Origin of the sequence: Frankia nepalensis, from assembly GCF_016786325.1 — a bacterium.
In the GTDB taxonomy this organism is placed as follows: domain Bacteria; phylum Actinomycetota; class Actinomycetes; order Frankiales; family Frankiaceae; genus Pseudofrankia; species Pseudofrankia nepalensis.
Window position 1 is genome coordinate 20168 of the sequence record NZ_JADWYU010000101.1, and the last position, 16749, is coordinate 36916.

At 73.8% G+C, this 16749-nt stretch carries 12 protein-coding genes; 5 read left to right on the forward strand and 7 right to left on the reverse strand.

The features are described 5' to 3' along the window. Positions 1-31: 31 nt before the first annotated feature. From I6A81_RS11290 to I6A81_RS11300, 3 genes are all read right to left on the reverse strand, one after another. Positions 32-1669 (reverse strand): MDR family MFS transporter, encoded by a 1638-nt coding sequence (locus I6A81_RS11290; protein WP_203002567.1) that lies wholly within the window; start codon positions 1667-1669, stop codon positions 32-34. A 64-nt stretch (positions 1670-1733) separates the two neighbouring features. After that, complete coding sequence (locus I6A81_RS11295) at positions 1734-2438, reverse strand: TetR/AcrR family transcriptional regulator (protein WP_203002566.1); 705 nt, start codon at positions 2436-2438, stop codon at positions 1734-1736. A 96-nt stretch (positions 2439-2534) separates the two neighbouring features. Beyond that, a complete protein-coding gene (locus I6A81_RS11300; protein WP_238438182.1) occupies positions 2535-4436 on the reverse strand; it encodes an MDR family MFS transporter in 1902 nt (633 codons plus the stop codon). A gap of 338 nt (positions 4437-4774) precedes the next feature. Here I6A81_RS11300 and I6A81_RS11305 point away from each other — a divergent pair, with 338 nt between their 5' ends. From I6A81_RS11305 to yaaA, 4 genes are all read left to right on the forward strand, one after another. Next, the gene (locus I6A81_RS11305; protein ID WP_238428916.1) at positions 4775-6574 is read left to right on the forward strand and encodes a hypothetical protein; all 1800 of its coding nucleotides are present in this window, start codon (positions 4775-4777) and stop codon (positions 6572-6574) included. Between the two features lie 215 nt (positions 6575-6789). Further along, the gene (locus I6A81_RS11310; RefSeq protein ID WP_203002565.1) at positions 6790-7704 is read left to right on the forward strand and encodes an NAD(P)-dependent oxidoreductase; all 915 of its coding nucleotides are present in this window, start codon (positions 6790-6792) and stop codon (positions 7702-7704) included. Between the two features lie 341 nt (positions 7705-8045). Then, positions 8046-10217 (forward strand): hypothetical protein, encoded by a 2172-nt coding sequence (locus tag I6A81_RS11315; RefSeq protein WP_203002563.1) that lies wholly within the window; start codon positions 8046-8048, stop codon positions 10215-10217. 163 nt (positions 10218-10380) lie between these two features. Then, a complete protein-coding gene (yaaA, locus tag I6A81_RS11320; RefSeq protein WP_203002579.1) occupies positions 10381-11262 on the forward strand; it encodes a peroxide stress protein YaaA in 882 nt (293 codons plus the stop codon). Between the two features lie 261 nt (positions 11263-11523). Here the strand turns inward: yaaA and I6A81_RS11325 are convergent, their stop codons facing one another. Next, positions 11524-12150, reverse strand: a complete 627-nt coding sequence (locus I6A81_RS11325) for a TetR/AcrR family transcriptional regulator (protein ID WP_203002562.1) — start codon at positions 12148-12150, stop codon at positions 11524-11526. A gap of 107 nt (positions 12151-12257) precedes the next feature. On the opposite strand from I6A81_RS11325, the gene I6A81_RS11330 reads away from it, so the two are divergent. After that, entirely contained in the window at positions 12258-12851 is a 594-nt protein-coding gene (locus tag I6A81_RS11330; RefSeq protein ID WP_203002561.1) for a peroxiredoxin-like family protein, read from the forward strand. Positions 12852-13274: 423 nt separating this feature from the next. Here I6A81_RS11330 and I6A81_RS11335 read toward each other — a convergent pair whose 3' ends face one another. From I6A81_RS11335 to I6A81_RS11345, 3 genes are all read right to left on the reverse strand, one after another. Further along, positions 13275-14789: an RNA polymerase sigma factor gene (locus I6A81_RS11335; RefSeq protein ID WP_203002560.1), complete on the reverse strand. Its 1515-nt coding sequence runs from the start codon at positions 14787-14789 to the stop codon at positions 13275-13277. A 120-nt stretch (positions 14790-14909) separates the two neighbouring features. Continuing rightward, positions 14910-15257, reverse strand: coding sequence for a YciI family protein (locus I6A81_RS11340; protein WP_203002559.1), 348 nt, complete (start codon positions 15255-15257; stop codon positions 14910-14912). Between the two features lie 118 nt (positions 15258-15375). Then, positions 15376-16749, reverse strand: a complete 1374-nt coding sequence (locus I6A81_RS11345; protein ID WP_203002558.1) for a hypothetical protein — start codon at positions 16747-16749, stop codon at positions 15376-15378.

Consider the following 16749-nt stretch of genomic DNA (forward strand, 5'->3'; position numbering starts at 1 on the left):
AGCGACCCCGGCAAGATCCACGGGAAGGACCCTAGGGTCGCGCCACCGCCTGAGGGGCGGGGTGGGACTCGGACGCCGACGGCTCGGGCGACGCGTCCACCCGGTCCGGTGCGGCCTGGCCGGGGCTGCCCGCCGCGGCGTGCCTGGTCGAGCGCATCTGGAGCTGGGGGAGCGCCCACGCGAGGAGGAAGGCCACCGCGGCGATGGGCGCGGCGACCCAGAACGCCACGTGGAGCGAGTCGGTGTAGGCGGTGGCGAAGCCGTCGCGCAGGTCCGGCGGGAGGCCGGCGACGACCTGCGGGCTCACCTCGGACGTGGAGAGGCCCTCGGGCAGTGGGGCGCCGTCGAACGCGGTCGTCAGCTTGTGGGCCAACTGGTTCGCGAAGATCGCTCCCAGGATGGCCGTGCCGAACGAGCCGCCGATCGAGCGGAAGAACGCCGACCCGGACGTGGCTGCCCCGAGATCGCGGAACTCGACGGAGTTCTGCACCGACACCACCAGCACCGGCATGACCCCGCCCAGGCCGAGACCCAGCAGCAGCATGTAGACGACGAGCTCGGCCGACGCCATGTCCGGGCTCAGCCGGGCGGCGAGCAGGACCAGCGCCAGGGCCACCAGCGCGGTGCCGACGATCGGGTAGGGCTTGTATTGGCCGGTCCGGCTGACGATCCGGCCGGTGATGGTCGACGAGACCAGCATGCCGCCCATCACCGGCAGCAGGTGCAGGCCGGACGTGGTCGGCTCGACACCCTTGACGACCTGCAGGAACAGCGGCAGGAACGTGATCGCGCCGAACATCGCGAAGCCCGAGATGAACCCCATCGAGTTCGAGATGTTGAACACCCTGTTGGCGAACAGGCGCGGGGGCAGGATCGGTTCGGTCACCCGACGCTCGACGAACCCGAAGGCGACCAGCAGCACGCACCCGCCGACGACCAGGCCGATGCTCGCCGCCGAGTCCCAGGCCAGCGTCGTCCCGCCGAGGCTGGTGAACAGCACCAGGGAGGAAGCGGCGCCGGCGAGCAGGACGGTGCCGAGGTAGTCGATCGACCGCTTCACCCGGTTCGGGCTGGCCGGCAGCACCGCGGTGACGATCATGAAGGCGAGCGCGCCGATGGGCAGGTTGACGTAGAAGACCCAGTGCCAGCTCAGGTGCTCCACGAACAGGCCGCCGAGCAGCGGCCCGATCACCGAGGCCATTCCGAACAGGCCGCTGAAGACCCCCTGGTAGCGGCCCCGCTCCCGGGGAGACAGGATGTCGCCGATGATCGTCTGGGCGCCGATGATCAGCCCGCCGCCGCCGAGGCCCTGTAGCCCCCGGAAGGCGATCAGCTGGCCCATGTTCTGGCTCAGGCCCGCCAGCGCGGAGGCGACCAGGAAGAGGATGATCGCCGCCTGAAAGAAGATCTTGCGGCCGTACAGGTCGCCCAGCTTGCCCCAGATCGGGGTCGAGACCGTCGAGGCGAGCAGGTAGGCGGTGACGACCCAGGACAGGTGCTGCGCGCCACCGAGGTCGCCAACCATCGTCGGCAGCGCCGTCGCCACGATCGTCTGGTCGAGCGCGGCGAGCAGCATGCCCGCGCCGAGCGCGGTGAGGATCAGCCCGACCCGCGTCCCGCCCGGGGTTGCCACCGGGGCCGTGTCGGCCGACGGGCTTGCCGCTGTCATGGTGGTCTCCTTCGGGCGGGTGGCGGACGGAGCTGGCTGGCGGGCGCGCGTGGGGCGGCCCGGCTCAGGGGCCGGCCGTGGCGGCGGGCCGGGCGGCGGGCGCCGGCGCTGACGGCTCGGCCGGTTCCGGCGGGGGCAGGCCGCGGGCGAGGCTGTCGAACCCGGCACGCAGCTCCGCCGCCAGCCCTTCGGCCGTCGGCTCCACGCCGCGCTGCCAGTGCGTGATCACCGCCCGGACCACGGCCATCGCCGTGAAGACGAGCGTTCTCGGGTAGGGGTGCTCCTCCGCGGACACGCCGAGCCGCTCGGCGATCACCTCGGCGAGCCGGCGCTCGAAGTGCCGCCAGGTCGCGGCGTGCGCGCCGGACAGCTGCGGATGGCTGTGGTGCATCTGCACCCGGGCCAGGTGTAGCTGGGGGTTGGCCGTCTTGCGCTCCAGCCGGGCGGTGAGGACCTCGGCGAGGGCGGCCAGCGGCGGCTGGTTGGCCAGCCGGGCGCGCAGCACGACGCAGGTCTCCTCGATCTCGTCGTTGTCGATCCCGACGAGCGCGTCCTCCTTGGACCGGAAGTAGTTGAAGAACGTGCGCGGGGAGACGTTCGCGGCCTCGGCGATCTCGTCGACGGTGACCCGTTCCAGCCCGCGGTCGGCGACCAGCCGGACGGCCGCGTCCCGGATCGCCTGCCGCGTCTGGCGCTTCTTGCGCTCACGCAGTCCCAGCTCGCCGGGCTGGGTCACCCCGGCGGGCGCCGTCGCGTCCAGCACTTCCATCGCCGCCACCTCCTCCTGGCCTCGTCCGTCCGCTCCGACGCCGCCGGCCACAGATCGGAACCGCCGGAACGTGCGTGCCCTACAAGTTTGCTGTCTCTACAGTTTTGCGGCCACTGAAGATATTCCGGCGGACCGTCCGGTGATCGGTGGTTCGACGACGCGGACATCCGCGCGGACGTCGGCGAGGACGGCGGCACGGACGTCGGCGCGGACGGCGGCGTCGAGCCCGTCCGCGCCGGCCGGCCGCCGGCTCTGGGTGACGATCCGCGCGGCCGGGATGGTGTTCGCGGCCGTTCCAGTGCCGGTGGCGACGGCGACGGCTGGGATGGCAGTGGTGGTCGGGACGGCGGTGGTGGTCGGGACGGCGGTGGCGGTCGGGACAGCGGTGTTGGCCGGGACAGTGCTGGTCGTCGGGACGGTGGTGGCGGCGGCCGCGGTCTCGGTGGTCAGCGCGCGGGCGTCGAGGCCGGAGGTGGCGCGCATCCGCAGCTCCGGGAGCAGCCAGGCGGTCAGGAAGCCGAGGAACGCGACCGGCACCGCCATCAGGAACACGACCTGCAGCGAGTCGGCGTAGGTCTGGACGAAGTCGGCGCGCAGGGCCGCGGGCAGGGCGTTGATCATCTTGGGGCTGATATCGGAGCCGCCCGTCCCGGCCGGCAGCGCGGTGGTGCCGGCCAGCGCGTGCGTCAGCTTGTCGGTGAGCACGTTCGCGAAGATCGTGCCGAACACGGCGGTGCCGAACGAACCGCCGATCGAGCGGAAGAACGTCGCCCCGGAAGTCGCCGCGCCCAGGTCGCGCGGGTCGACCGCGTTCTGCACCGACAGCGTCAGCACCGGCATGACCATGCCGATCCCGACTCCGAAGACGAACATCGACAGGCTCAGCCGCGCGGTCGAGACGTCCGGGCTCAGCAGCGAGAACAGCGCCGCGCCGACGGTCATCAGGCCCGCCCCGACGATCGGGAACACCTTGTACCGGCCCGACGAGGCGATCAGCCGGCCGGTGGTCATCGAGGCGAGCATCATGCCGCCGCTCATCGGCAGCATCTGCAGGCCGGACACGGTCGGGTCGATGCCCTTGACGACCTGCAGGAACAGCGGCAGGAAGATGATCGAGCCGAACATCGCGAACCCGACCACGAAGGACAGCACCCCGGCGACCCGGAACACCCGGATCTGGAACAGCCGCGGCGGCAGGATCGGCTCGGCCGCGCGCCGCTCCACGAACCCGAACAGCACCAGCAGCGCGAGCCCGCCGGCCGCGAGCCCGATGCTCGGCGCCGAGGCCCAGGCGATCGTGCTCCCGCCGAGGCTGGTGAACAGCACCAGGCAGCTCGCGGCGGCGGCCAGCAGCGCGCCGCCCAGGTAGTCGATCCGCTTGCGGGTCCCGGCGCGGACCGTCGGCAGCACGATGGTGACGATCGCGAGCGCCGCCGCGCCGACCGGGACGTTCACGTAGAAGAGCCAGTGCCACGACAGGTGGTCGACGAACAGGCCGCCGAGCAGCGGCCCGAGCACCGACGACGCCGCGAACAGGGCGCTGAACACGCCCTGGTAGCGGCCCCGCTCCCGCGGCGAGACCACGTCGCTGATGATCGTCATGGCGCCGACGATGATCCCGCCGCCACCGAGGCCCTGCAGCGCCCGGAACGCGATGATCTGCGTCATCGACTGGCTCAGGCCCGCCAGCACGGAGGCGACCAGGAAGATGACGATCGCGGCCTGGAAGAAGACCTTGCGGCCATAGAGGTCGCCGAGCTTGCCCCAGATCGGCGTTCCAACGGTCTGCGCCAGCAGGTACGCCGTCACCACCCAGGACAGGTGGGCCGCGCCGCCCAGGTCGCCGACGATCGTCGGCAGCGCCGTCGCCACGATCGTCTGGTCGAGCGAGGAGAGCAACAGCCCGGCGCCGAGCGCGATCACGATCAGCCAGATCCGGCGGCCGTCGACGGGAGGCTGCGCGGCGGAGGCCGGCGCGGCGCTACGTGACGAGTTCATGGGCGTTGTTCTCCCGTTCCTGCCTGGGGCGGTGCATGATCGTCGGCACCGGAGGCCGCGTCGGGTCAGGGCGCCCGAGGGCAGAGGCTCGCGCCGGGTCAGGCGCGGGGTGCCGAGGCCAGGCAATCATGCGTCCAGTACAACTTTGCTCTCTCTACAAGTTTGCAGTCCATGCAAAGATTCCCGCTCTGCAAGGAGAGTGATGTGATCCGAGTCACTGGCCGCGCGCTGCCCGTCCGGCGCCAGCGGAGTGAAGGGGTAACGGGACCACCACGGACGGACACGACGTCGGTGGGTCGAGGCGGCGGTAGCGGGATCGCCTGGGACACTTGACCGCGATGGCGACGCCGACCGATCCCTCCACCGCGCCCGCGCCGATCCCGCCCGCCGCCGCGGCGGCGGCGCCGTCAACGCCCGATTCCGCTGGTCCGAGCGGGCCCGAGGATCGGTCGCGGCGAGGCGTACCGAGGCGCCGGGCCGGCCGCTGGGCGCGGCGGCACGCGCTGTTCGGCGCGCTCGCCGCGGTCGCGCTCTCGGCGCGGGCGCTGGTGGTGCTCGCCTACCAGCCGGCGCTGATGTACTTCGGCGACTCGGGCGCCTACCTCGACCAGGCCTGGCACGGGCTGTGGCCGGGTGACTGGCGGCCGTCCGGGTACCCGATGTTCCTGCGGCTGATCCGCGGCGAGGAGCATCTCACCCGGCTGGTGCTCGTCCAGCACTCGCTGACGTTTCTCGTCGGCGTCGCGACGTACGCCGTCGCGCTGCGGGTGGTTCGCCGGCCGTGGGTCGCGTCGCTGTGCGCGGCACCGGTCCTGCTCTCGCCCTGGGTGCTCGACCTGGGCCAGTTCGTCCTCGCCGAGACGCTGTTCGGCGCGTTGACCGCCCTCGGGCTGCTGCTGGTCGCGCTGCCCGGCCGGCCCAGGGCCTGGGCCGGCGCGCTCGCGGGGCTGCTCCTCGGCGCCAGCCTGACGATCAGGACGGTCGGCTACGGGCCGCTGGCCGTCGGGTTCGTCGTCCTGGTCGCGACGGCCGTGGCCACCACGGCCCGGTCGCGTGGCGGGGACGGCGGCGGTGCCCGCGCCACGTCGCGGGTCGTGGCGGTCACCCTCGCGTACGGGGTGGCCGCGGCGGCGCCGGTGTGCGCCTACAGCGGCTGGAGCCTGTCCGAGGGCAAGGGCTTCTCCGTCTCGGCGCACTCCGGGTACTTCCTCTACGGCAGAGTGGCGCCCTTCGTCGACTGCTCCGTGATCCCGGACTCCAGGCCCGACCTGCTGACGCTGTGCGACCCGCGGCCGGTGTCCGAGCGCACCCAGCCCGACACCTACCTCTGGCCCGCCGACTCGCTGCTGCGGCAGGGGCATCCGCGCATCCCGAAGGGCCGCGAGCAGCTCGCCGAACAGTTCGCCGACGAGGTGATCCGGGCGCAGCCCTGGATGGTGGTCTCCACCGCCGGCGACTACCTCGTCGGCTACTTCTCCCCGACCCGGCACGAGACGTCGAAGACCTCCCGCGCCGACACCTGGGAGCTGCCGAACACCATCACCAACGTCCTGCCCGACGACGACCCGCGCTCCGCCGACGGGTACTTCATCACCACCAGCCTCGACGAGGACCTGGCCGGCCTGCTGCACGGCTACTCGAAGACGAGCTACGCCCCGATGCCGCTGGTGGCCGCGGGGCTGGTCGCGGGAATCCTCGCCGTCCCCGTCGCCCGGGCCCGGCGCCGGCCGGGACCGCCACCGATGTTCTGGCTGACGGGAGCCGGTGGCCTGTCGGTGCTGGCGCTGTCCGCGCTGACGGCCGGCTTCGACTACCGCTACCTGGCCTCCGTCATCGGCGTCCTCGGCGTCGCCGCCGTCCTCGGGGCCGCCAGCCTCGCCCGCGCCCTGCGCCCGGCCCGCGCCGCGGCCGTCGTGTCGCCGGCCGCCGTGTCCCCAACCATCGCCAGCGTGGAGGCCGGTGCCGCAGGCATGGACGCCGGCGCCGATGGGGCCGTCCCGGCCAGCGCGGTTCCCGAGCCCGCGGCGTCGCGCCCCGCCGACCTGCCCGACCCCGCCGACCTGCCCGGCGATTCAGGCGCCGACGCCCTCGCGGGGGCCGAGATCGCCGAGGGGCAGCCTAGCGGTGCCCGGCGCTAGCGCGTCGAGGTTCCGGCGGCCGGGCTGGCCGTCGGCTGCGGCCCTCGGGGCCCGGGGACTGTCAGGATGAAACTGGCCTCTCGGGCGGTTGGGGCAATAAGTGCAGCCCTGAGCGCGCAGTGGTCCGGTAAGCGCGGGTCGGCGAGCGAGGCCGGTTGAGCCGGGCAAGCCGTAGTTCATGGCGGCAGTCGGGCAGCGATGACGGGAGGCCGAATATGCGGGTGGCGTTCCTCGGAATGGGCAAGATGGGCCGGCTGATGGCCGCCCGGGTGCTGGCGGGCGGGCACGAGCTCACCCTCTGGAACCGGACCCCCGGCCGGGCCGGAGAGCTGGTCGCCGCCGGCGCCCGGGAGGCCGCCTCCGTCGCGGACGCGGTCGCCGACGCCGACGTGGCCGTGCTGATGCTGTACGGGCCGGAATCCGCCGGCGACGTGATGGAGTCGGTCCACGTCGCCGCCCCGGCCGGCCTCCTGGTGATCAATGCGACGACCGTCGGGCCCGAGGCGGCCCGGGAACTCGGCCGGGCCGCGTCCGCCGCCGGGCTGCGTTACGTCGACGCCCCGGTCGTCGGCACCCTCGGCCCGGCGCGTGAGGGCAAGCTGAAGATCCTCGTGGGCGCCAGCGAGCTCGACCTCGCCGCCGCCCGCCCCACGCTGGAGCTGTTCGGCGACCCCGAGCGGATCGTCCGGGTCGGCGACGTGGGGGCCGGCAGCGCGCTGAAACTGGTCGTCAACCTGAGCCTCGCCGCGGCTACGGCCGCCATCGCCGAGACCCTCGCCCTTGGCACGGACCTCGGCCTTGACCGCCAGGTCGTGCTCGACGAGCTCGCCGGCGGCTTCCTCGGCGGCATCCTGGGCTACAAGCGGCCGATGATCGAGTCCGGGGACTTCACGCCGCCCGCGTTCACCGTCGAGGCCCTCGCCAAGGACGTCCGCCTGGCCATCCGGGCCACGCCCCGGCCGCTCGGCATCGCGCAGGCCGTTCTCGACCTGACCGGCCAGGCCGCCGACCGCGGCCACGGCGAGGCTGACTTCTCCGCCATCGCCGACCTGCCGCCCCTCGACGCCGCGGCCAGCCCGACCACCGGCACCGCCGACCCCGCCCGCCGCCCCTACAGCACCCAGGCCTGAGGCCCTTGCGCGGACCTTGTGCCGGTCGCTTGACCAAAGGGGATGACCGCATGGCCAGGTAGGCCCATGCGTTCTCCGTTGGGCCAGCCGCTAACGTCTCTTTGGGCGCATTGGCCGTGAACGACGCCGGCCGCCCTTGATGGATCGAGACATGGGTGGGCACGGCGGGGGCGGGGCGCTTACGGCGTGACCGGGGCCAGAGCGCCGATCGGGACAACGGGGCCGGGCAGGGCGGCGAGCAGGCTGACCGGCCCGGGCAGGGCCCGCCGTCCGGACGTGTCCGGCGGCGAGACGGCGAGCGCGGCCGGCGTCGGCCGCGGACGCACGGCCCCGCCGGCCCGATGGGCGGGCCGCGTGCGCGCCGCTGGCTGGTGGCCGGCGTCATCGGGGCGAGCCTGGTGTTCGCCGCGCTCGCCTCGCTGACGGCGCTTGCCACGCCGCCGTTCAGCAGCGCCGACGAGGCCCAGCACGCCTCCTACGCCCTCGACGTCGCGGACGGCACTCTTCCGCTGATCAGCACCCCGGTCCGGTCCCGCATCCCTGGGATGCCGGGTCTGCCGGCCGGCTGCGTCGTCACACCCGACCGGGCGAAGGCCGGTCTCGCCGCCGCGCGGGCGACCTGGCTGGACGACTCCCGCCAGCGGCCCGTTCCCAACTCGGTCGCCCGGGAGATCGCCGCCGCCCCGGGCATGCCGGACTGCGCCCGCGACCTGATCAGGAGCAACACGGCTCTCACCTACACCGCGAACCATCCGCCCCTCTTCTATGGGCTTCAGGCGGTGCCACTGACGATCGGCATCGATCACGGCCACCCGATCGGCGGCTTCCGGGCCGCGCGGCTGCTCAATGTCGCGATCGGCGTCGCCGCGCTCGTCGCGGTCGCCTGGCTGGTACGGGAGCTGGTCCCCACCCGGCCCGATCTCGCCGTCGCCACCGCCGCGCTCCTGGGCACCGTCGGCATGTTCGTGAACTCGAGCGCGCAGCTCTACAACGACGCGTTGGCTGTCTGCACGATCATCGCGGCGCTGGCGGCCACCGTCGCGCTGCTGCGTCGGGGCGGTTCGCCGGCGAGGCTGGCCTGCTTCGGGTGCGCGGTGCTCGCCGCCACCGCGACCCGGGCGAGCGGCCTGCTCGCCGCGGCGGTCCTGTTACCGGCCGCCGGCCTCGCCGTCACCCTGCACACGGCCCGGTTCCCGCGCGCGACCCGCCCCCGGCGCCAGGCGGCGCCTCGCGCCGACGGCCACACCGATCCGGGCAACCCGGAGACGGAACGATCCGCCAGCCGACGCGAGGCTGGCGGCCTGGACGAGACCAATGCCCCCGTGCTGGCGCCGCCCGCGGACACGGCGGCCGGGGCGCCGGTGGGATGGCGACGGCGGATCGGTTACGGGGTGGCGACGGCGGCCGGCGGCGCCGCGCTCGTGGCCGGCGGGATCGGCTGGTGGTACTGGCGCAATGTCCGCCTCTACGGTGACCCGACGGCGAGCGGCCTGATCGCCAGAATGTTCCCGATCGAGGAGGAGCCGCTCTCGTCCGGCGAGGTCCTGACCTCGCGCACGTTCTGGTGGGCGATCTACCGCGGCTTCTTCGGCCGTCCCCGGCTTCTCGTCGCGGACGGCCGGGACCTCACCCAGATCCCGAAGATCATCCTGTGGGTGCTCGCGACCGGCCTGGCCCTGGCGGTGCTGCGTCGGGTCGCCCGCTGGTGCGCGGCCCGCTGGGCGGCCCGCCGGCCGCGTCCCGATCGGCCGGCCGGCTGGACGGCCACCTCCCGGGCGCGGGAGCCCGACGTCTCGACCACGACGTCGACCATGGCGTCGACCATGACGCGTCCGTCGCCCGTCTCCCCGGACACCGCGCGGGTGCGCCCGCGAGAGGCGCGGACGTGGCGAACGGCGGCCGCGCCGGCCGCGGCGTGGCTGGTGACCGCGCTGCACGTCGCGGTCGTGGTCGCCACCCTGATCGGCTACGTCGCCAGCGGAGGCGCGTGGTTCGCGCGTTACCTGCTGCCCGGCCTGCCCGTCGCGGCGCTGCTGCTCGCGATCGCGCTCGGCGCGCTACCGGGCGCCCGCCGCGGCCTGCCGACCGTGCTCGCCGTCCTCGCGCTCGCCGGAACCTGCGTCCTGATGTCCGAACGCGAAATCGCCTTCAAGCACCAGGCGCTGCGCCCACTCGGCGTTCGTGACCGTTTCGAGAGCGCACTGACGATGAGCGGCTTCGGCGCCCCCACCACGATCCTGTGGATTCTCGGAACCGCCGCGGCCGCCGGCTTCGCCCTGCTCGCCACCGCGATGTGGTTCCTCTCCAGCGGGGCCGTCCCGCGCTGGCCCCTCCCCAGCCTCACGCCGCGCCGTCGCGTCCCTGCCCCCTACCGCCCCAGCCTGGCCGAGGCCCTGGCCGCCGACCGGCCGCCGGGCCTTGGCCGCCCCGGGGGAGCCACTCGGCGAGAGTCTCCGGATCCGGCCGCCGATGCCGACGGCCAGCCGCCGCGTACCGCGGTGCGGGCGCTGTGAGCATCCAGGACCCGCGTCGGCGCATGCGACCAGGTCAGGGCGCCGGTCGCTAGATTTGCCCAAGCCCGGCGTCGATACCCATCGCCGGGCCGTGCGGCCGAAGGGCCGCGCCGGAGGGCCGTGAGGCCGGAGGGCCGTGCGGCTGGAGGAGGAGAGGGCGGACGTGCGGATCCTGCTGCCGCCGAGTGAGGCCAAGGCCGCCGGGGGCGACGGGCCTTCGCTGCGGGCGACGGGGTTCGGCGACGGCCCGCTCGCCGAGGCACGCGTCCGGGTGACGGCCGCGGTGGCCGCCTTCTGCCGGGACGCCCCGGAAGCGGCCGTCGCGGCGCTGCGGCTGCCGGCCACGAGCGCCGCCGCGGACCTGGCCGCGAACGTCGGGATCCTGGACCTGGCGACGATGCCCGCGCTCGACCGTTTCACGGGCGTGCTCTACGAGGCGCTCTCACCGGCGACCCTCTCGCCGGCCGAGCGGGCCGTGGCGGACCGGGCCATCGTCGTGTGCAACGCGGCGTTCGGCCTGACCGGTGCGACCGAACCGATCCCCGACCACCGCGTTCCCATGGCGGCGACCATTCCCGGCCTTGGCCCGGGTGGCGGCCCCGCCGGGCTTGGCACCTTCTGGCGTGCCCTGCTCGGCCCGCTCCTGCCCGGGCTCCTGCTGGCCGGCGGCCCGGACGAGGTACCGCTCGGCGAGCAGATCGTCGTGGACCTGCGCTCGTCGGACTACGCGACGGTGCCCCGGCTGTCCGGTCCGCTACGGGCAAACACCGTTCCGGTGCGCGCGCTGACCGAGAAGCGGGTCGGCCGGGGCTGGGTGCGCCGTCCGCTCAGCTACCAGGCGAAGCAGGTGAAAGGCCTGCTGACCAGGTCCTTGATCCAGGCGGAGGCGACCGGACGTCCGCTGAAGACGATCGACGACCTGGCCGAGATCGCCGCGGCCGCGGGCCTCGGCGTCGAGCGTGGCGGCACGGCCGCCGCGCCCACCCTCGATGTGATCACCAGGTGGGATCCGGCCCCCTCCGGCGCTTCCGCCGGCGGGAAGTAGATCCCTTGTCGTCTAGCGTCCTTTCCCAAGTAGTACTTCGTTAGGTTGCTCTGACGAGCGCGAACGCGGGCCGGGCGGCCACAACGAGCGCGATCATCCTCCCGCAGCCATGCAGGTCACAGGGCCGGGCGAGTGACCGTCTGACCCGCACGTCGGTCTTGGTCGCACGACCTAACGAAGCATTACGAGCGTCCTTCGCCGAGGATCAGGATTGTGTCGCCCGTCCGCCGATTGCATACATCTCCAGGCGTTCTGCTTGGCTCAGCGGGCCAGGCCTCGGAGCAGGACGGCGAGGCCGCCGTGGAACTCGGCGTCGCGGGTGATGGCGTTGGCCACAGGCCCGCTTTCGGCCAAGAGCGGGAAGTCTCCGGCTGCGGGGGTGCCGGGGGCGGCGGCCAGGGCGTCGAGGCCGGACGGGCCGCCGAGGTGTTCGAGCTGAATAGCGCCGATGGCGTAGGCAAGCAGCGCCCGTAGGGCGATCACGCGTTGTTCGCCGTGGATGCCGGCGGTGGCGAGGATCGCGAGCACCGTCTCCGACCAGCGCATGATCGCCTGGGACCGGTACCGGCGAGTGAGCGCGAGGGGCACCGTCGAGGGATGGGTGCCGACGGCGTCCCGTAGCCGGCGCGCCATCACCGTGAGCTGGTCCTGCCAGGACGCCCCCTGGGCGGGCGCGGGCGGATCGGTGTCGATCTCGCCGAGCACGGTCTCGACCACCAGCGCCTCCAGTTCGTCCCGGTCCTTGACATACCGGTAGAGGCCCATGGTGCTGACCCCGAGCTGGGTGGCGACGGCCCGCATGGTCAGCCCGGCGAGGCCGTCCCGGTCGACCACGTCGAGGGCGGCCGACGCGAGTTGCGGCGGGGTGAGCGAGGGGCGACGGGGCATCGGGATAGTCCAGGGGTCATGGCGGTGGATCGCACGGACGGGTTGACAGCGTACAAGCTACGCCTACGCTGGTAGGCGTAGCTTGTACGCCTACAGGTGGAGCCTCGATGTACACACCACGCAACCTTGTCCGGCCCGGCACCCTGATCGCCGCGCGCGAACTGCCGGTGGTCTCCGGGCACCCCGTGCCGGTCCCCGACCCGGAAGGATTGCTCGTCCACCTGCAGTTCCGCCGCTTCGCCGGCTGCCCGGTGTGCAACCTGCACCTACGGTCGGTCGCCCGCCGGCACGCGGAGATCGAGGCCGCGGGTGTGCGCGAGGTCGTGGTGTGGCACTCCTCGGCGGACGAGCTCGCGCGCTACACCGCCGAGCTGCCCTTCGCGGTAGTCGCGGACCCCGACAAGCGCCTCTACACCGAGTTCGGAGTCGAGTCGAGGGCACGCGCGCTGCTGGACCCCCGTGCCTGGTGGCCGATCGCGCGCGGGGTCGTCCGCTCGGTCTGGGCCGTTCTGCGTGGCAGGGAGCGTTCGCCGGGGCTGCGCCCACACGGCGGCAGCCTCGGGCTACCGGCGGACTTCCTGATCGCGCCGACCGGCGAGGTCGTAGCCGTGAAGTACGGCGAGCACGTCTACGACCAGTGGTCCGTCGACGAGCTGCTCGACGCGGTCTCGCGCCGGGGCATCTTGACCGTGGCCAGCTGAGCCGCGGCGCGGTCGGGGCGGTCGGCGCCGGGTCCGGCCATTCCGAAGACGGCTCTCAGCTTCCCGTAGATCATGGTCCGTGGGCCCGAACCGCCGATCCGCGTACACAATCAGCGATCTTCGTCCCGTCCCCGCCTGGTCTCCTTGGGAGATCGCCAGATGTGTGCGAGATTCGGGGATAAAACGGACATAAATCGCCGAATGTCGTACACATCTAGTGATTAAGGAAGGTGTTCGGCCTCCCGCGAGTCCATGATCGCCGGATGTGTGCGGGAATTGGGGGTCGAGCGGCTTTTCAAGATCTACGAGAAGGCTCCTGGCGGTGTTTGGAAGATCCGGCCGACGTGCTCCCGGTCCGGAAAGGCTTTTCAAGATCCAGAAGAAGGTTCCTGTCGGTATTGGCAGCCGGCCAGGCCGCCGAGGTCAGCTCGGGCCGAGCTGGCGGAGGCGGGCGGCCAGGAAGTCGCGTTCGACCGCGTTCTCCGTGAGGGCGAGAGCCTCCTCATAGGCGAGGCGGGCGTCGGCGACCCGGCCCAGGGCGCGCAGGAAGTCCGCGCGCGCGGCGGGAAGGTAGCCGTAGCCGGCGAGCTGGGGCTCGGCGGCGAGCGCGTCCAGCGCGGCCAGGCCGGCGGCCGGGCCCTCTCCGAACCCGACGGCGACCGCCCGGTTGAGCGCCACGACCGGCGACGGCCAGCGCCGCGTGAGCAGGTCGTAGAGGCCGACGATCTCCCGCCAGTCGGTGTCCTCCCAGCTGGGCGAACCGGAGTGCACCGCCGCGATCGCGGCCATCAGCGGGAACCGGCCGGGCAGCCGCCCGGGGCCCGCGCCGGGCCCGCGCCGGCGCAGCGCCTCGCGGACGAGGGCCACGCCCTCGTCGATCGCGGCCCGGTCCCACTGGGCGCGGTCCTGCTCGGCGAGGAGCAGCAGCCGCCCGTCCGGCCCGACCCGCCCGGCGGCGCGCGCGTCGGTCAGCAGGACCAGCGCCAGCAGGCCGGCGACGTCCGGGTCGTCGGGCAGCAGCAGGCGCAGCATCCTGGCCAGGTCGAGCGCCCGCTCGACCAGGTCGCGGCGGACCAGGTCGGCGCCGGTGGGCGCGGTGTGGCCGGTGGTGTACAGCAGGTGGACGACGGTGAGCACCGCGTCGATCCGCTCGGGCAGCTCGGCGGCCGGCGGCACCCGGTAGGGGATCCTGGCCGCGGCGATCTTCTTCTTCGCCCGGGTGATCCGGGCCGCCATCGTCGGCTCGGTGACGAGGAACGCCCGCGCCACCTCGGCCGTCGTCAGCCCGCACAGCAGCCGCAGGGTCAGCGCCACCCGTGCCTCGAGCGCCAGCGCCGGGTGGCAGCAGGTGAAGATCAGTCGCAGCCGGTCGTCGGCGGCCCCGGCGACCACGGGAAGGTCGTCGAGGCCTCTGACCGGGCGGGGACGCCCGGGCCGGTCCGCGGGCCCGCCGGGCGCGGCCGGGCCGACCATGCCCGGCCCTGCCGCGCCCAGCCCGACCGCGCCTGGCGGGCCGGACCGGGGCGTCGGCCAGCGAGCCGCCGGCCAGCCGGACGGCGTGGCGGGCGTGGCAGGTACTTCCCCTGGTCCCGCCGCCTCCTCCAGGCCTGGCTCGTCCTCCGGCCCCGGTTCGGTCGGGTCCTCGACGAGGAGCGGAAGGCGGCGGCGCAGGTTGGCGTCGCGGCGCAGCAGGTCGATGGCGCGCCGCCGGGCGGTGGTGGTGAGCCAGCCGCCCGGCCGCGCCGGAACCCCCTCGGTGGCCCACGCGGTCAGCGCGCGGGCGTAGGCGTCCTGGACGCACTCCTCGGCGAGGTCCAGGTCGCGCGTGACGCGCACCGTCGCGGCGAGCACGAACGCCCACTCCCGCCGGTGCGCGTCCGCGACCGCGGCGGCCACCTGGGCGGCCGCGGCCGAGCCGCGGCCCGGATCGGTCGTCATCTCGGGTAGGCCGTCATCTCAGATGGGTCGCTATCTCAGATCGGTGATCATCTCGGGTCTGTGGTCCTCGAGTGCGCCTGCCACCCGATCAGGTATCTGGTCGGGCCATACAGGTCCGGCTCAGTCGAAGGTCATGATCGGCCGGACCTCGACGCCGCCGAAGAACGCCGGGACGTCCTTGGCGATCGCGATCGCCTCGTCCAGGTCGGCGGCCTCGACCAGGTAGTAGCCGCCGAGTGCCTCCTTCGTCTCGGCGAACGGCCCGTCGGTGGTGGTGAAGCCGCCGGCGCCGTCGGATCGGACCGACGTCGCCGTGCTGACCCCCTGCAGCGCGTTGCCACCGCGCAGCGCCGCCGCGTGCTTCTCGCCGAACGCGTTGTGCGCCGCCATCACGCGCCCGTAGACGGCCTCGCCGCCCGTCTCGTAGTCGGACTCGTTCTCGTAGATCAGAATCAGGTACTCCGCCATCGGGTGACTCCTCATCTCGTGGGCGGCCACTCGGGCCCTTCATCTACCCGACGAGCGGCGCGAGCTGGATCGACACCGCTCCGACGAGAAGTTTCCCGGCTTTCCGGCCCCGGCCGGGTCAGCGACGGCCGACGGCCCAGACGAAGGCGTGGGCGTCGCGGTCGCCGGCGGTGGCGGTGCCGGCGACGTCGCCTCGGGAGTTGAGCGCCGAGGCCGCGCTGGCGTCGAAGCCGGGCGGGACGCCGAGGTCGGTCAGCTCGACCCCCCAGGCGGGCGGGGGGTCGCCGCCGCCGGGGACCGGGCTGGTCAGGGCTCGGGTTGCCTTCCAGACGACCGCGTGGGTCGTGGTCGCGGCCGGGGTGCCCGGAGGGGATGGCTCCCCGCCGGTGGGATTCGTGGCGCCGATGGTGGTGGTGGGGCTCGTGGCGGCGGTGGAGAAGCCGGCGATCTGGCCGGCGTCGTTGATGGCGCCGGCCTCGCTGTGGTCGCCGGCGAGGACGCCCAGGTCGATCATCGTGCCCTGGTCCCAGAAGAAGGCGTGCACCTCCTCGGTCGCCGTGGCGGAGTAGCCGACGACCTGGCCGTGCTCGTTGACGTCGGTGGCGAAGCTCGACCGGCCGCCGAGCGTCCCCAGGTCGGTCATCCGGCCGTCCTCCCACAGGAACGCGTGGGTGTCGCCCGACGGCGTCAGGCTGCTGCCGACGACCTGGCCGCGCTCGTTCAGCGCGGCGGGGCGGACGAAGGCGGCGGTGTCCGGCCGTGGGTCGAGGCTGCCGAGGTCGGTGAGCCGGGCGCCGTCCCACAGGTAGGACCTGGCCGCCGAGGGGCGGCCGGCGCCGCCGTACTCCGCCCAGCCGATGACCAGCCCCTCGTTGTTGATCGCCTGGCCGTACTGCTTGGTGGCGCCGGGCAGCGCCGGGACGCGCACGACGATGCCCGATGCCGCGGTGACGGGGCCCGCCGCCGCGGTGGCGACGACGACCGTCGTGCCGTCGTCGATCAGCACGTCGCCGCGGTCGTTGAGGTCCTTGCTGGTGCCCGACGCCGTCGGGCCGACGGGGATCGCCGGGGCCCCGGGCCCCGGCCACACCACCGGCTGGTAGCGGCCCTGTTCGGCCGGTACCGCGCCGGCCACCTGGCCGCCGGCGTTGACCGCCGCGACCATGACGGGCGTCCCGGACGGCGACCCGGCGACCGGCGGCAGCTCGTGGACGGTGCCGTCGGCGAACAGGAAGCCCCGGCCGCCCTCGACCCGGTAGCCGGCGACGTCGCCGTCGTCGGAGAGGCCGGCGACCGTGACCGGGCCGTCGCCGTCGCCGCTCGCGTCGATCGCCGTGGCCGCCCCGCCTGTGCCCCCGCCCTCGCCGGGGCCCGGCCCGGGCTTCGGCGGCAGGTCCGCGCAGCCACCCACCGCGAGCGGCCCGACGAGTCCGGCGAGCAGAACGAGCACGGCGGCGCGGCGCCTGGTCCACGGCGGCCTGGCCGATCTCAT

Excerpts from the sequence above, each read along its gene's own strand:
- I6A81_RS11300 (WP_238438182.1), bottom strand. The coding sequence starts at position 4,436 with ATGAACTCGTCACGTAGCGCCGCGCCGGCCTCCGCCGCGCAGCCTCCC.
- I6A81_RS11315 (WP_203002563.1), top strand. The coding sequence starts at position 8,046 with ATGGGCGGGCCGCGTGCGCGCCGCTGGCTGGTGGCCGGCGTCATCGGG.
- I6A81_RS11310 (WP_203002565.1), top strand. The coding sequence starts at position 6,790 with ATGCGGGTGGCGTTCCTCGGAATGGGCAAGATGGGCCGGCTGATGGCC.
- I6A81_RS11345 (WP_203002558.1), bottom strand. The coding sequence starts at position 16,749 with ATGAGATCGGCCAGGCCGCCGTGGACCAGGCGCCGCGCCGCCGTGCTC.
- I6A81_RS11340 (WP_203002559.1), bottom strand. The coding sequence starts at position 15,257 with ATGGCGGAGTACCTGATTCTGATCTACGAGAACGAGTCCGACTACGAG.
- I6A81_RS11295 (WP_203002566.1), bottom strand. The coding sequence starts at position 2,438 with ATGGAAGTGCTGGACGCGACGGCGCCCGCCGGGGTGACCCAGCCCGGC.
- I6A81_RS11325 (WP_203002562.1), bottom strand. The coding sequence starts at position 12,150 with ATGCCCCGTCGCCCCTCGCTCACCCCGCCGCAACTCGCGTCGGCCGCC.
- I6A81_RS11330 (WP_203002561.1), top strand. The coding sequence starts at position 12,258 with ATGTACACACCACGCAACCTTGTCCGGCCCGGCACCCTGATCGCCGCG.
- I6A81_RS11305 (WP_238428916.1), top strand. The coding sequence starts at position 4,775 with ATGGCGACGCCGACCGATCCCTCCACCGCGCCCGCGCCGATCCCGCCC.
- I6A81_RS11290 (WP_203002567.1), bottom strand. The coding sequence starts at position 1,669 with ATGACAGCGGCAAGCCCGTCGGCCGACACGGCCCCGGTGGCAACCCCG.
- I6A81_RS11335 (WP_203002560.1), bottom strand. The coding sequence starts at position 14,789 with ATGACGACCGATCCGGGCCGCGGCTCGGCCGCGGCCGCCCAGGTGGCC.